This is a genomic window from Paenarthrobacter sp. CC6, from assembly GCF_040560085.1.
Classification (GTDB): Bacteria; Actinomycetota; Actinomycetes; order Actinomycetales; family Micrococcaceae; genus Arthrobacter; species Arthrobacter nicotinovorans.
This window is the reverse complement of record NZ_JARDAN010000008.1, coordinates 236,882-249,577: the sequence shown is the minus strand read 5'-3', so window position 1 is coordinate 249,577 and position 12,696 is coordinate 236,882. Positions and strand designations below refer to the sequence as shown.

Annotated in this window: 10 protein-coding genes; 8 read left to right on the top strand and 2 right to left on the bottom strand. The window is 62.5% G+C overall.

The window, feature by feature from the left end:
- The first annotated feature begins 13 nt into the window (after positions 1–13).
- From PV760_RS09830 to PV760_RS09820, 3 genes are all read left to right on the top strand, one after another.
- Positions 14–1,852, top strand: a complete 1,839-nt coding sequence (locus PV760_RS09830) for an FAD-dependent oxidoreductase (RefSeq protein WP_354627640.1) — start codon at positions 14–16, stop codon at positions 1,850–1,852.
- 110 nt (positions 1,853–1,962) lie between these two features.
- Positions 1,963–3,084 carry a tRNA 2-thiouridine(34) synthase MnmA gene (gene mnmA, locus PV760_RS09825; RefSeq protein WP_229778574.1) on the top strand — a complete coding sequence of 374 codons (1,122 nt, stop codon included), beginning with the start codon at positions 1,963–1,965 and terminating at the stop codon, positions 3,082–3,084.
- A gap of 93 nt (positions 3,085–3,177) precedes the next feature.
- Entirely contained in the window at positions 3,178–4,803 is a 1,626-nt protein-coding gene (locus PV760_RS09820) for a gluzincin family metallopeptidase (protein ID WP_146230279.1), read from the top strand.
- A gap of 39 nt (positions 4,804–4,842) precedes the next feature.
- Here PV760_RS09820 and PV760_RS09815 read toward each other — a convergent pair whose 3' ends face one another.
- Entirely contained in the window at positions 4,843–5,670 is an 828-nt protein-coding gene (locus tag PV760_RS09815; RefSeq protein WP_018776457.1) for a caspase family protein, read from the bottom strand.
- 246 nt (positions 5,671–5,916) lie between these two features.
- Between PV760_RS09815 and PV760_RS09810 the strand changes: the two genes are divergently transcribed.
- The 4 genes from PV760_RS09810 (at position 5,917) to PV760_RS09795 (ending at position 11,483) form a co-directional block, all read left to right on the top strand.
- A complete protein-coding gene (locus PV760_RS09810) occupies positions 5,917–7,545 on the top strand; it encodes an ABC transporter substrate-binding protein (RefSeq protein ID WP_026266945.1) in 1,629 nt (542 codons plus the stop codon).
- Positions 7,546–7,669: 124 nt separating this feature from the next.
- Positions 7,670–8,761: an ABC transporter permease gene (locus PV760_RS09805; RefSeq protein ID WP_018776455.1), complete on the top strand. Its 1,092-nt coding sequence runs from the start codon at positions 7,670–7,672 to the stop codon at positions 8,759–8,761.
- A gap of 2 nt (positions 8,762–8,763) precedes the next feature.
- The gene (locus tag PV760_RS09800) at positions 8,764–9,780 is read left to right on the top strand and encodes an ABC transporter permease (protein ID WP_354627639.1); all 1,017 of its coding nucleotides are present in this window, start codon (positions 8,764–8,766) and stop codon (positions 9,778–9,780) included.
- The gene (locus tag PV760_RS09795; RefSeq protein WP_354627638.1) at positions 9,777–11,483 is read left to right on the top strand and encodes an ABC transporter ATP-binding protein; all 1,707 of its coding nucleotides are present in this window, start codon (positions 9,777–9,779) and stop codon (positions 11,481–11,483) included. Before PV760_RS09800 ends, PV760_RS09795 begins: the two co-directional genes overlap by 4 nt.
- 71 nt (positions 11,484–11,554) lie before the next feature.
- Here PV760_RS09795 and PV760_RS09790 read toward each other — a convergent pair whose 3' ends face one another.
- Complete coding sequence (locus PV760_RS09790) at positions 11,555–12,211, bottom strand: NADPH-dependent F420 reductase (RefSeq protein WP_354627637.1); 657 nt, start codon at positions 12,209–12,211, stop codon at positions 11,555–11,557.
- Positions 12,212–12,303: 92 nt separating this feature from the next.
- Here PV760_RS09790 and PV760_RS09785 point away from each other — a divergent pair, with 92 nt between their 5' ends.
- Positions 12,304–12,693 (top strand): chorismate mutase, encoded by a 390-nt coding sequence (locus PV760_RS09785; RefSeq protein ID WP_018776451.1) that lies wholly within the window; start codon positions 12,304–12,306, stop codon positions 12,691–12,693.
- The last annotated feature ends 3 nt before the right edge of the window (positions 12,694–12,696 follow it).

The window sequence follows — 12,696 nt, the reverse complement described above, 5'->3', positions numbered from 1 at the left end:
GAAAGCACTGAACATGAATACACCCCTGGATTCTTCCTCTGCCCTGCCCGCCGTGGACTGCGACGTCCTGGTCATAGGCTCCGGCGCGGGCGGCCTGTCCGCAGCTGTGACCGCCGCCTATCACGGGCTGAAGGTGGTGGTTGTTGAAAAGGCCGACGTCTGTGGCGGCGCTACCTCCTGGTCCGGCGGTTGGGCCTGGACCCCCGGCAATCCCTTGGCAAAATCAGATGGCGTGGTGGAGGACCGCGAGCAGTTCCGCACCTACCTGCGCCACCGGCTCGGAAACCACTACCAAGAGGACAGGGTGGAGGCTTTCCTGGAAGCCGTGCCCCACATGGTGGGATTCTTCCAGGACAAGACAAGCCTGCAGTTCGTACCCGGTACCGAGATCAAAGACATCTACGGCGACACACCAGGAGCGGGCACCGGGCACCGTTCCGTCGGGCCCAAGCCGTTCAACGCACGCAACATCAGGCCCGGGCTCCGCGCGATGATGCGCCACCAGCTCTACGAAACCTCATTTCTTGGAATGGGCATCATGGCGGGTCCGGATCTGCGCAAATTCCTCTCCGCCTCCCGAGGCAATGTCAAAGGCATCTTCCACGCCGGCTGGCGGGTTGCCTTCCATCTGCTCGATCTCGTTACACACCGGCGGAACATGCAGTTGGTCAACGGAACCGCGCTCACAGGCAGGCTGCTGAAGTCCGCTGATGACCTTGGTGTGGAGATCCGCGTCTCCACGCCGGCCAAACGGCTGGTGACGGATGCCTCGGGAAAGGTGGCGGGCGCCGTCGTCGATTCTCCCCAAGGGGAACTGCAGATCAACGCCTCCCGTGGCGTCGTCCTGGCGGCCGGAGGCTTCCCCAATGACGTCGCCCGCCGCAAGACATTGTTCCCGAAGACGCCCACGGGCCGGGAGCACTGGACACTGGCGCCGAAAGAAACCACCGGCGACGGCATTTCCATGGCACAGGCAGTGGGTGCCCGGTTTGAGACCGACGTTGAGTCGCCGGCCGCCTGGTGTCCTGTCTCCCTGGTCCCATACATTAATGGACGCACCGGAACGTTCCCGCACATCATGGACCGGACAAAACCGGGCAGCATCGGCGTCCGACGGGACGGCAAACGATTCGTCAACGAGGCCCAGGGCTACTACGACTACGTCCAGGGCATGTTCAACGCCACTCCTGAAGGTGAACCGGTCGAAGCGTGGCAGATCGCTGATGCAGCGTTCGTGCGAAGGTTCCCGTTGGGGATGGCCAAGCCCCTTCCCGTGCCGCTCTTTCCCTACCTGCGCTCCGGTTACCTGAAGAAAGGCAACACACTCGAGGAGCTGGCTGCGGCATGCGGCATCGATCCGCAAGGACTGGCAGAGACCGTCGCGGCATTCAATGACAACGCCCGCAAGGGCATTGATCCCGATTTCCAACGTGGCAGCAGTGAATTCAACCGCTATGGCGGCGATCCCGGAAACAAGCCCAATCCTTCGCTGCGTGCTTTGGAGAAGGGTCCGTTCTATGCTGTCCGGATTGTCCCCGGTTCGTTCGGTACCTTTGCCGGCCTCGCAGCAGATTCCCGGGCACGCGTCCTTGACACCCATGGCCAACCCATCGGCGGCCTTTATGTCGCGGGTAATGACCAGGCCTCAGTCATGGGCGGCCATTACCCCGCAGGAGGCATTAATCTCGGACCGGCCCTGACTTTCGGGTACATCGCAGGGCGCGATCTCGCTGACGCCACCATCTACGAGGACGACGGCGTCGCTGCCCCTTCGCACCGACGGAACCTGGCGACGCTGGCCGAAGGAGCCGAAGGATTGGAAGCCGACGGTGGGTCAATCACAAGGATTTAGCTCTGGCGTGGTATCGCACGCTAGAATGGATGGGCGTCCACGGCCGTCAAAAGCCGGACAGGCCGCCACATCCCTTGATCCAGAAAGCCAGCATGCGAGTACTTGCAGCAATGAGCGGCGGAGTGGACTCCGCCGTGGCCGCCGCCCGAGCCGTTGAGGCAGGGCACGACGTCGTGGGGGTCCACCTCGCGTTGTCCCGCATGCCGGGGACCCTTCGCACCGGCAGCCGGGGCTGCTGCACCATTGAGGATTCCCGTGATGCGTGGCGGGCCTGCGACGTCCTGGGAATTCCCTATTATGTGTGGGATTTCTCCGAGCGCTTCAAGGAAGATGTCGTCCAGGACTTCATCGACGAATACGCCGCCGGACGGACGCCGAACCCGTGCATGCGCTGCAACGAGCGCATCAAGTTCGCGGCATTGCTGGAGAAGGCGATCGCCCTTGGTTTCGACGCTGTTTGCACCGGCCACTACGCCAAGGTGATCGAAGACGCTGACGGCAACCGTGAACTCCACCGTGCTGCCGACTGGGCCAAGGACCAGAGCTACGTCCTGGGCGTCCTGACCCATGAGCAGCTGAAGCACTCCATGTTTCCGCTGGCGGACACACCCTCCAAGGCAGAAGTTCGTGCCGAGGCTGAGCGGCGCGGCCTGTCTGTGGCCAACAAGCCGGACAGCCACGACATCTGCTTTATCTCCGACGGCGACACCCGGGGCTGGTTGGCCGAAAAGATCGAGATGACCACCGGTGACATCGTTGATGAAACCGGGGCCAAGGTCGGCGAGCACCCTGGCGCCAACGCCTTCACCGTCGGGCAGCGCCGCGGGCTGAAGCTGGGCACTCCGGCCGCTGACGGCAAGCCCAGGTTCGTCCTCGAGATCCGTCCCAAGGAAAACAAGGTAGTCGTGGGCCCCGAAGCCCTGCTGGCGATCGACGAGATCCGCGGCATCAAGGTCTCCTGGGCCGGCCTGCCCATCCCGGAGGTCGCCACCGGCGCCAGCTTCGAATGCCACGCCCAGGTCCGTGCCCACGGCGATCCCGTCCCCGCAGTCGCGCACGTGGAAGCCGTCGAGGACGGGTCCGGCGTGGAACGGGCACAGCTCGTCGTCACCCTGACCGACCCCCTGCGTGGCGTGGCTCCCGGCCAGACCGTGGTTCTCTACCAAGGCAGCAGGGTCCTGGGGCAGGCAACCATCGACGCCGCGCGCTCACTTCAGCGGGTAGCCCTCTAGGAGCCATTGCCTCCCGAATGCCCCGACTCCATACTGGGCTAAGCAGCGTTTCCGCTGCGGTGTTTGGGGTCCGCATTCGGGACGGCGATGACTGTGGCATTTCCAAAGAAGAGCCCGGGAGACATCAAAGCCGGGCAGATGGTCTCCTTGACCATCCTTGCTGAGGGGCCGATCGCCCCCGCCGGGGGTGCGCCGCTGACGGCACAGGTACGCATACCGGTTGAACGGTTGCGGCGCGGTCCCACGGGCCACCGCTACGCCATCCATATCCGGAAGTGGCGGGGGACCACCGTATCCCCGGTGAGCCTGACGCAGCCGGGAGATCCTTGGCGTTTGATTTCCGAACCACCACCGGCCGGCCTGCGCGAGCTCCTGGACGACACCCGCTTCCTGGCCCAGCACGTCTACGGTGTCGCGATGAGCACGCTGGAAATCTTCGAAACCACCCTGGGCAGGCGCATGCCGTGGAACCCCGAAGGGCGTGTGGTGCTCAAAGCCCGTGACCTGGTCACCGCAACAGACACCGGGTACGAGCGGGGCACCAACATCATCCGTTTCGGATCCGTGGACCGGATGGGATACAAAGTCCCGACTGCCCTGTACCGCGACATTGTTGCCCATGAGGTGACACACGCGATCCTGGATGGGTTCAGGCCGGCCTGGGCGGACCAGATGGCCACCATGGAACAGCTGGCCATGCACGAGGCTTTGGCCGACATCGTGGCCATCCTCTCCGTGTTCTCTTCCAAGGAAGTTGTGTACCGGCAGCTCGAAGCCGCGGCAGGAGGTTTCGAAGCGGGGCAGACCGTTGATGACGCAGTGCTGATGCGCTCGCTCTTTGACTTCGCCCGGGATCTCTTTGCCCGTGGGCCACTGCGCGAGCCGTTCGTCGGTGCCGCGCCGGAGGGCTGGCAGTTGCTCCCCGAACCCCACGCGCGGGGTGCTGTCGTGGTGGGTGCGGTGCTCCGGGCCGTCCAGCGCTTGTGGTCCGAAAGGAATGCCCGCTACGGCGGGTTCCACAGCCTCCAGCAAAAGGCCGAGTCCGGTTCGATTGTGGCAACCAGGATCCTTCGCATGGTGATCCGGGGCCTGTCCTACATGCCGCCGGTGGATGTTTCCTGGCGCGATCTTCTGCGCGGAATCATAGCCGCCGACCTCGACATGGTTCCTGACGATGTCCATGGATACCGGGAAGCACTCCAAACCGAGTTTTCCGCAATCGGCATCCGCCGGGTTTCGTTGAACAACATCAGCGGGGTTGAGAACTACAGCGGGCTCCGTTACCCGATCCGCCTCTCGGCACTGGGATCAGACCCCCAGGAAGTACAGCGCTTCGTGTGGGAGAACCCGCGGCTCCTGGAGGCCGCCCGTCTCGAGCGGCGCACACCCCTGAGTTCCACCCGGGTCCGGACGTCCGAACGCGTATCGCCGGACGGGTTCATCATTTCCGAGATCGGAGCATCCTTCATCCAGACGGTCCGGATGAGCCGGAGGGAAGCCTATGTCCGCCTTGGGGTGAAGACCGGGCGGGACTTCATTGACGTCCGTGGAGGAGGACTGTTGAGGTTCGACGCCGGTGGCCGCCTCGTCTATGCCGCGCTCAAACCCGTCATGGACAGGGAACGGCAGGGCCAGCTGTTCGGTTCCGACCAGCACCACGAAGCCGAGCAAGCGGCCTCATCCGGGGTGCGCAACAAATTCCACGGCACGGGGGACTAGGCAGGCCGGAACGGCAGGGACCTGATGCGGGAACTGAACTCAAGCTCCCCAGGCCGCTTTGCGCGCAGCCCTCGACGCCTCAAGCTGCGCCACCTGGTCGAAGCCGCCGGCCTTCAATCCCTTGCTCACTTCTTTGAGGAGGTCAGCCCGCCCCAAGCCTCCGTCGCTGCGCAGGGATTTAACGAGGTTGTACGTGAACGCGCCGTTGTACCGGCCTTCCATCAGGGCATCCGCTGCGGTTTGGTCGGATCTGCAGGCTGCCATGAGGACCGGCGTGGACAACTTGGCGGTCTTGACAATATCGCGCAGGGTCCGGGTCTCCAGGTCCTCGTTCGCCATGACGGCCCGGGGCGTTGGTCCAGGCAGGAAGCGCGGGCGACGGCCGGGAATCAGGTCCAGCGACTTCAGCCCGGTACCACTGTGGCAGGTATCAAGCAGCACATCCATCAGGACGCCATCAGGAAGGCGGCCGAACACGGCAGCCAGTTCGTCGTCTGAAATGACCGTTCCGGGGTCCCAGGAGTCACCGGCATCGTTGATGTCGTGGCAGGCAAAGGCCTCATCAAGGCTGTCGTCTTCGTCGCCACCGGTATCCGGAATCTGCGTGCCATGGCTGGAGAAGGTGAACACGATCTGCTGGATGGTGCCCTCGACCGCCGCGTCCACCAGCTTGTTGACCTCCGCCAGAACCATCTTTTTGGTGGCTTTGTCATCTCTCAGAACGGTGACCTGTGATGCTGGGAATCCGTAGCTTTCCTCGAGCAGGCCGGCCAGATCCTCGGCATCGTTGACACAGCCGTGAAGCCAGCTGGACTCCGGAAGGTACTTGAATTTGTTGATCCCCACACAAAGGGCTGCCTTTTCCATGAGCCTGACTTTCGACGTGTGATCCAGCGGTTGAGCACCCGGGATAAACCATATTCCTGTCCCACCTGTCCGGCAATGCTCCCGTAGTGCCTGGGGAAGCTACTGGAAAGTAAATTTTGTGTCTCAAATCACCAAAACGGGGGTTCGCGGGCTTCGAAGTCTGGTTGAATCGAGGCACTAAGAGTGTGCTCCGTCACAAATATCCCACGGCGGAGCATCGAATCCATCGAACAGAAGGTTCACCAGATGGCACTGAACAAGAAGGCCCTGCACGGCGCTATCGCGCTGGCGGGCATCTCCGCATTCGCCTTAACGGCATGCACGGGCCCCTCCGGTGGCGGCTCCTCGTCTGCTCCGGCGGCCGCAGGCCCCATCGCCTACGGCACAACAGACAAAGTCACATCACTGGACCCCGCGGGTTCCTATGACAACGGTTCATTCATGGTGATGAACCAGGTCTACTCCTTCCTCCTGAATTCCAAGCCGGGTGGCGCGGAACCCGTACCGGACCTCGCTGAGTCATCGTCCTTCACGGCCCCTTCCGAGTACACCGTCAAGCTCAAATCCGGGCTCAAGTGGGCCAACGGCCACACATTGGACTCCAAGGACGTGAAGTTCTCCTTCGACCGCCAGGTGGCCATCAATGATCCTGCCGGACCGGCATCGTTGTTGACGAACATCGACAGCGTCAGCGCGCCCGATGCCACCACCGTGGTTTTCAAGCTCAAGAACGCCAACGATCAGACTTTCAGCCAGATACTCAGCAGCCCTGCCGCACCGATCGTCGATGACGAGGTCTTCCCGGCAGACAAGATCCTCTCCGATGACGAGATCATCAAGGCGAACGCGTTCTACGGCCAGTACACCATCGACAGCTACAAGAAGAACGAACTTGTCAGCTTCAAAGCCTTTGCCGATTACAAGGGCGTCCTCGGGAAACCGGCCAATGATGCAGCCACCATCAAGTACTACGCCAGCCCCACCAACCTGAAGCTGGAAATCCAGCAGGGAGCGATCGACGTCGCCTTCCGCAGCCTGAGCGCTACGGACATCGACGATCTCCGCAAGGACTCCAAGGTCAAGGTACTGACGGGTCCGGGTGGCGAGATCCGCTACATCACCTTCAACTTTGACACCATGCCGTTTGGAACCAAGGCAACCGGAGCGGACCCCGCCAAGGCTTTGGCAGTACGCCAGGCCGTGGCCAACCTCGTAGACCGACAGGCCATCGCCGACCAGGTCTACAAGGGCACCTACCTGCCCCTGTACTCCAACGTCCCCAGTGGATTCCTCGGCGCCAACGAGTCGTTCAAGGACGCCTACGGCGATGCCGGCAAGCCCAGCCTGGACAAGGCCAAGAAGGTCCTTACCGATGCTGGAATCACTGACAAGGTGGCATTGAACCTGCAGTACAACCCGGACCACTACGGCGGATCATCAGGTGACGAGTACGCCATGATCAAGGAGCAGCTGGAGAAGTCCGGACTGTTCACGGTGAATCTCCAGTCCACTGAATGGGTCACCTACAGCAAGGCAAGCCGTGCCGACGAGTACCCGCTGTTCCAGTTCGGGTGGTTCCCCGACTTCAGCGACGCCGACAATTACCTCACCCCGTTCTTCCCCGACGGCGGATTCCTCAAGAACCACTACAACAACCCCACGGTGAACGACCTCATTGCCAAGCAGCTCACCGAGGCCGACAAGACCAAGCGTGAGGCGGACATCAAGGATGTCCAGAACGCGCTGGCCAAGGACATCTCCACCCTGCCGCTGCTTCAAGGCGCCCAGGTGGCTGTTGTCGGAAGCGGTGTGAACGGCGTCGACAAGACGCTGGATCCTTCCTTCAAGTTCCGTCTCGGAACCGTGTCCAAGTAACAACGCTCTGTGATGGGGGAGGCGGGCCACTGATCCAGTGTCCCGCCTCCCTTGCTGACCACCATCGTGGCCGGCGCGTATCAGCCAATCCCGCGCAATCCACGGGCAGGAAATACAGGTAACAATGACAACAGTTATAGAAGTACCCGAGGCTGAGCCCGGGGTAGTTGCTCCCAGGAGCAAGTCCAAGGGCGGGGGTGGACTCGGCAGGTACATCGTGATCCGGTTCTTCCTGATCATCCCCACCGTCTTCATTTTGGTGACCCTCGTGTTCTTCCTGATGAGGGTCATCGGCGACCCCATCACGGCAGCACAGGGTGGCCGGCTTCCTCCCGATGTCCTGGCCCAGCGGATCCACGACGCCGGTTACGACAGGCCGGTCCTGGTGCAGTACTTCGAGTACCTGGGCCAGCTCCTCACCGGCAACTTCGGCACCACCATCACGGACCGGCGTCCGGTCGTCGAGGTACTCTTCACTTTTGGCGCAGCAACGCTCGAGCTTTCCATCAACGCGCTGATTGTCGCGCTCGCCGTCGGTATCCCCTTCGGCCTCATCGCTGCCCAACACCGGGACAAGACCCCGGATGCTTTCCTGCGGTTCTTTGCAATCCTCTGCTACGCAACGCCGGTGTTCTTCTCAGGGCTGCTGCTTAAGCTGACCTTCTCCGTGTGGCTCGGTTGGCTCCCTGTAGCCGGCCGTGCGTCAACGCGGACTGAACTGACCATGAGCAGTCTCGCGGCGCCGTCGGGCATCTACTGGCTTGATGCCATCCGCAGCGGCAACTTCACGGCACTGGGCGACGTCGTCTCCCACGCCATCCTTCCCGCAATCGCCCTTGGTTTGCTCACCGCCGGCGTCTTCCTGCGGCTGGTCCGCACCAACGTGATCGGGACCCTGGGCAAGGACTACATCGAGGCAGGACGCTCACGGGGTGTCAGCGAGTTCCGGCTCGTGACCAAGCATGCCTACAAGCCGGCCCTCATCCCCATCATTACCGTGATGGGCCTGCAAATAGCGCTCATGCTGGGCGGTGCGATCCTGACGGAGACCACCTTCGAATGGAAAGGCCTCGGATACCAGCTCGTCCAGTACTTGAATGCCCGTGACTTCGTCGCGGTACAGGGCATCGTCGTCCTGCTGGCCATCATCGTGGCCGTCACCAACTTCATCGTGGACATCATTGCCGCGCTCATCGACCCCCGAGTGAGGTACTGACCATGAGCACCCCCACACTCACCCCGCCCAGGCAGCCTCTTTTCTCCCGGCTCCCCGTCATCTCGCATCTCAAAAAGAGCGTCGGGCTCCAACGCGGCATGCTCGTTGTGGGCGTCGTCCTCAGCGGGCTGTTCATCCTCACAAGCATCTTCGCGCCGCTGCTGGCGCCATACGGCTACTCCCAGCTCAGCGATGCATCTGGTTCCTTCCCCACCCAGCAAGCACCGGGCGGCAAGCACCTGCTGGGAACCACAGTTGGCGGCTACGACGTCTTGTCGCGTGTCGTTTGGGGATCGCAGACCGCTGTAACGGTCATTATTGTCTCCGTTGCCATGTCACTGTTCCTCGGCGTCGCCCTTGGACTGCTTAGCGGGTACTCCGGCGGGTGGCTGGACCGGATACTGGTCGTGGTGGCCGACGCCATCTATGCCTTCCCCACCCTGCTTCTGGCAATCGTCATTTCCATCGTCATCAGCCGTGGCCAGTCCAGCTTCTGGGGCGGTATCTTCTCTTGCGCGTTCTCCATCACTGTGGTGTTCGTTCCGCAGTACTTCCGGGTGATCCGCGCCGAAACCATCAGGCTCAAGGCCGAACCGTTCGTTGAGTCGGCCAAGGTCCTTGGCGCCTCCAGCATGCGCATCATCGGGCGCCACATTTTCAAGAACGCCACCCGGACCCTGCCGCTCATGTTCACCCTCAACGCCTCCGAAGCGATCCTCACGTTGGCGGGCCTGGGCTTCCTGGGCTTCGGCATCGAACCCACCTCCGCGGCGGAATGGGGATTCGACCTCAATAAGGCACTGGCAGACACCTCCTCCGGTATCTGGTGGACAGGTGTCTTCCCCGGCATCGCGATCGTGCTCACTGTCCTGGGCCTGACACTCGTGGGCGAGAGCATCAACGACCTCAACGACCCCCGTATCCGGGGACGCAAACGTGCCGGAGGTGCCACCTCCACACCAGGAACGCCATCCGCACCAGGAACGCCGTCCACACCGGCAGAGGCAGGTAAACCATGACCACCAACCTTGGCCAGGTTTCGGACCAGGCACCCACAGGCCAGCCAGTACTGACCATTGACCGGCTGCAAGTCACCTTTGCCACAGACGGCGGAGACGTCCACGCAGTCAAGAACGTCAGCCTGGAGGTGAACCCCGGCGAAGTTGTCGCGATCGTGGGGGAGTCCGGATCCGGAAAAACCGTGACAGCCAAGACCATTCTTGGCCTGCTTCCGGAAACAGCCATCAGCTCGGGCGCAGTTCTGATCAACGGCAACAACGTCATCAGCGTCAGCAAGTCCGCGCTGCGCAAGATCCGTGGCCGCGACGTGGCGATGGTGTTCCAGGAACCTTCCACCGCCTTGAACCCGGTCTTCACCGTCGGCTGGCAAATTGCCGAAGGCATCCGGGCGCATGCAACCGACGGCAGGCGCATCTCGGCCAAGGAAGCGAAACTGAGAGCCACCGAGGCACTGCGCAAAGTGGGCATCCCCGACCCCGAAACCCGGGTCAACTACTACCCCCACCAGTTCTCCGGAGGACAGAAGCAACGCGTGGTCATCGCTGCCGCGCTCGCCTTGGATCCGGGGCTGATCGTTGCCGATGAGCCCACCACCGCGCTCGACGTCACCGTACAAGCCGAGATCCTTCAACTGCTCCGGGATCTGCGGGACAACTACGGGACGTCCATTGTGCTCATTACCCACAACATGGGCGTCGTGGCCGACCTGGCAGACAGGGTGGTGGTCATGTACCAGGGCGATGTGGTGGAGGAGGCCCCCTCCAAAGTCCTCTTCGCCGAGCCCCGCCAGGAGTACACCCGCAAACTCCTCGCGGCAGTGCCTCACCTGGGCCGCCATTCGGCCTCCGAAGGAGCACGCAGCAGGCTTCACCAGGATGGAAAAGTCCTGGTGGAGGCAAAGAACCTCACGATTGAATACCCGGGCCGTTTCGGCAGGCATGGGTTCAAAGCGGTGGACAATGTCAGTTTCACCGTTTCGGAGAACGAGGTCTTTGGCCTGGTAGGGGAGTCAGGTTCAGGCAAGTCCACCATCGGACGGGCCATCGCCGGCCTGAACCGGACAACGGGCGGCAGCCTGAAGGTGCTGGGTTACGAAATGCTGGACTTCAAGGAGCGGACTTTCCGGCCGCTGCGCAAGGAGATCGGCTTCGTATTCCAGGATCCTGCAGCGTCTTTCAACCCGCACCTCACCATCGGTGAGTGCGTCGCCGAGCCGCTGATGATCCACACCAAGCCAGGTGCGGCTGAGGCGCGGAAAAAGGTCGGCGAGTTGCTCGAGTCAGTCCAGTTGCCGGCGTCGTACGCGCAGCGGTACCCGCACGAGCTCTCCGGCGGACAACGCCAGCGCGCCTCCCTGGCACGATCCCTGGCGCTGAACCCCCGGCTGCTGATCGCCGACGAACCGACGTCCGCGCTGGATGTGTCGGTGCAGGCCAAGGTACTTGACCTGTTCAAGGACATCCAGGAACAGTTCGGATTTGCTGCCCTCTTCATCAGCCACGACCTCGCAGTGGTGGACATGCTGTCCCACTGGGTGGGCGTCCTCTACAAGGGACAGCTGGTGGAGCAGGGGATCGGAAACCACGTGATGGGCTCACCGCAGCATGAGTACACCAAGCGTCTGATCGCCTCCTTGCCGGTGCCGGACCCCGAAGAACAAGCACGACGGCGGGAAGCGCACCGGGCACTGCTGGGCGGCTGACTACCGGAGCCGAGTGCAGAAAGGCGTGTCCTGCGGTGCGGGGCGCGCCTTTCCGGGCTGTGGCTGGGCAGCTACTCGGAGACGATGGCGATGTTGAACATCTTCCCTTGCGGCTGCTGCATGAAGATCCGCAGCCACAGCGGCAACCACATTTCCATGCCCCGTGCCGCGTCCAGTCCACCCAGGTCCCGGATGTGCCCCGGTTCCCACGCAAATTCCTGCAGCAAAGCAGAAACGGTGGACTTGGCGTCCAGGTCGTTGCCCGCAATGAACATGTCATGGGGACCGGGAAGGCGGCCCGGATCCACCATCACCGGTGCACTGACCGTATTGAGCGACTTGACCACACGGGCCTTCGGGTAGCTCCGTTGGATGGTCTCGGCGATGCTGTCCGTGTTGCAAACCGTCAGAGGGGGCGGAAAGCCTTTGGAGCCATCCAGCGGGTTGGACACGTCAAGGAGGACCTTTCCGTTGAGGTTGTCCGCACCCGCCTCGGCAAGGACAGCCAGGCTGACTGTTCCCGGCGTGGCATTGATGATCAGGCCGGACCGGGAACACGCTTCCGCAAACGAGCCCGCATGCCCCCGGGCTCCCGCCTGTTCCGCCCACTGCATGCCCTTGGGGTTGCCTGATTCCCGGGACCCCATAATGACTTCATGGCCCAGCTCCACCAGCTTGCCAGCCAATGCATGGCCCACCATCCCCGTGCCCAGAACCGCGATTTCCATGAAAGCTCCTTTGCCGAAACTACAGTGATGGTGCCATTGTGCTCCGCTTCATACGCGGAAAACACTGCGTCCCGCACCATAGACTTGGATGCATGACCGAGCAGAACAATGCCCTTCCCCATGACGACGATTCCTTCAACCCGGCCGCGAGCTCCCTGGCCGGCCACGTTGACCGCTCCGTCATGGACGAACTGCTGTCCATCCGGTCCAGCATCGACAACATCGACGCAACCTTGGTCTTCCTGCTCGCGGAGCGGTTCAAGGCGACGCAGAAGGTGGGAGTGCTGAAGGCAACCCACAAGCTGCCGGCCGGGGACCCGGGCCGTGAAGCTGCCCAGATAGCCCGGCTCCGCCGTCTTGCCGAGGACGCCCACCTTGATCCTGCCTTCGCCGAGAAATTCCTGAACTTCATCATCAGCGAAGTGATCCGCCACCACGAGGCCATCGCCGAGGATCACCAGATTTCCAGCCAGCAGGCCTGATCC

Excerpts from the sequence above, each read along its gene's own strand:
- PV760_RS09830 (WP_354627640.1), top strand. The coding sequence starts at position 14 with ATGAATACACCCCTGGATTCTTCCTCTGCCCTGCCCGCCGTGGACTGC.
- mnmA (WP_229778574.1), top strand. The coding sequence starts at position 1,963 with ATGAGCGGCGGAGTGGACTCCGCCGTGGCCGCCGCCCGAGCCGTTGAG.
- PV760_RS09815 (WP_018776457.1), bottom strand. The coding sequence starts at position 5,670 with ATGGAAAAGGCAGCCCTTTGTGTGGGGATCAACAAATTCAAGTACCTT.
- PV760_RS09810 (WP_026266945.1), top strand. The coding sequence starts at position 5,917 with ATGGCACTGAACAAGAAGGCCCTGCACGGCGCTATCGCGCTGGCGGGC.
- PV760_RS09805 (WP_018776455.1), top strand. The coding sequence starts at position 7,670 with ATGACAACAGTTATAGAAGTACCCGAGGCTGAGCCCGGGGTAGTTGCT.
- PV760_RS09800 (WP_354627639.1), top strand. The coding sequence starts at position 8,764 with ATGAGCACCCCCACACTCACCCCGCCCAGGCAGCCTCTTTTCTCCCGG.
- PV760_RS09795 (WP_354627638.1), top strand. The coding sequence starts at position 9,777 with ATGACCACCAACCTTGGCCAGGTTTCGGACCAGGCACCCACAGGCCAG.
- PV760_RS09790 (WP_354627637.1), bottom strand. The coding sequence starts at position 12,211 with ATGGAAATCGCGGTTCTGGGCACGGGGATGGTGGGCCATGCATTGGCT.
- PV760_RS09785 (WP_018776451.1), top strand. The coding sequence starts at position 12,304 with ATGACCGAGCAGAACAATGCCCTTCCCCATGACGACGATTCCTTCAAC.